The organism is Halorussus sp. AFM4 (genome assembly GCF_051194995.1).
Classification (GTDB): domain Archaea; phylum Halobacteriota; class Halobacteria; order Halobacteriales; family Haladaptataceae; genus Halorussus.
The window spans coordinates 1-1506 of sequence record NZ_JBNTJT010000008.1 but is presented as its reverse complement, the minus strand read 5'-3'; the positions used below and the strand labels follow the sequence as shown (position 1 = coordinate 1506).

General features: G+C 58.3%; 1 rRNA gene and 1 other annotated feature (1 of these 2 only partly in view). The gene reads left to right on the top strand.

The features are described from left to right. Window positions 1-1250 (top strand) — a sequence feature (mutual gap in cmsearch alignment for this rRNA model is longer than 100) (it extends 1667 nt beyond the left edge of the window). Between the two features lie 132 nt (window positions 1251-1382). Continuing rightward, window positions 1383-1505: ribosomal RNA gene (rrf, locus tag ACQUQF_RS25070) — 5S ribosomal RNA — on the top strand. Window position 1506 lies beyond the last annotated feature (1 nt).

Below are 1506 nucleotides of genomic sequence, written 5' to 3'. Positions count from 1 at the left end.
TCCGTACCGAGATCCGACACAGGTGCTCAGGCGGAGAAAGCCAAGGCCTGTCGGGAGCAACCGACGTTAGGGAATTCGGCAAGTTAGTCCCGTAAGTTCGCGATAAGGGATGCCTGCTCCGGATAGGAGCAGGTCGCAGTGACTCGGACGCTCCGACTGTCTAGTAACAACATAGGTGACCGCAAATCCGCAAGGACTCGTACGGTCACTGAATCCTGCCCAGTGCGGGTATCTGAACACCCAGTACAATGGGGCGAAGGACCCGTTAACGGCGGGGGTAACTATGACCCTCTTAAGGTAGCGTAGTACCTTGCCGCTTCAGTAGCGGCTTGCATGAATGGATCAACGAGAGCGTCACTGTCCCAACGTTGGGCCCGGTGAACTGTACGTTCCAGTGCGGAGTCTGGAGACCCCCAAGGGGAAGCGAAGACCCTATAGAGCTTTACTGCAGGCTGTCGCTGGGACACGGTCGCTGATGTGCAGCATAGGTAGGAGCCGCTACACAGGTACCCGCGCTAGCGGGCCACCGAGGCATCAGTGAAATACTACCCGTCAGTGACTGTGACCCTCACTCCGGGAGGAGGACACCGGTAGCCGGGCAGTTTGACTGGGGCGGTACACGCTCGAAAAGATATCGAGCGTGCCCCAAGATTTCCTCATCCGGGTCGGGAACCCGGAACAGAGCGCAAGAGCAAAAGGAAGTCTGACAGTGTCCTGCACAACAAGGGACGCTGACGCGAAAGCGTGGTCTAGCGAACCAATCAGCCTGCTTGATGCGGGCGATTGATGACAGAAAAGCTACCTTAGGGATAACAGAGTCGTCACTCGCAAGAGCACATATCGACCGAGTGGCTTGCTACCTCGATGTCGGTTCCCTCCATCCTGCCCGTGCAGAAGCGGGCAAGGGTGAGGTTGTTCGCCTATTAAAGGAGGTCGTGAGCTGGGTTTAGACCGTCGTGAGACAGGTCGGCTGCTATCTATTGGGGGTGTCAAAGTGCCTGACGGGAACGCTCGTATAGTACGAGAGGAACTCCGAGTGGTCACCACTGGTTTACCGGTCGTCCGAGAGGGCGCGTGCCGGGCAGCCACGTGACACGGGGTAAGAGCTGAACGCATCTAAGCTCGAAACCCACCTGGAAAAGAGGCACTACTACGACCGCTCCTACAAGAGGAGTTCGATAGACTCGGGGTGTACGCGCCAAGGCAACGAGGCGTTCAGCCCGCGAGCACTAACAGGTCAGCCACACATTCATACTGATCCGCACTTGTACCCGGACCGAATTCGGGTCCAGGCGCAATCTGGATTGCACGTACATACGGTCGTCGCTGTATCGGACTACCGACGTTGGACGAGATCGCGGTTCGATTCCGCGAGTCGGCGTTAAGGCGGCCATAGCGGCGGGGTCTACACCCGTACCCATCCCGAACACGGAAGTTAAGCCCGCCTGCGTTCCGGCAAGTACTGGAGTGCGCGAGCCTCTGGAAACCCCGGTTCGCCGCCTCCCA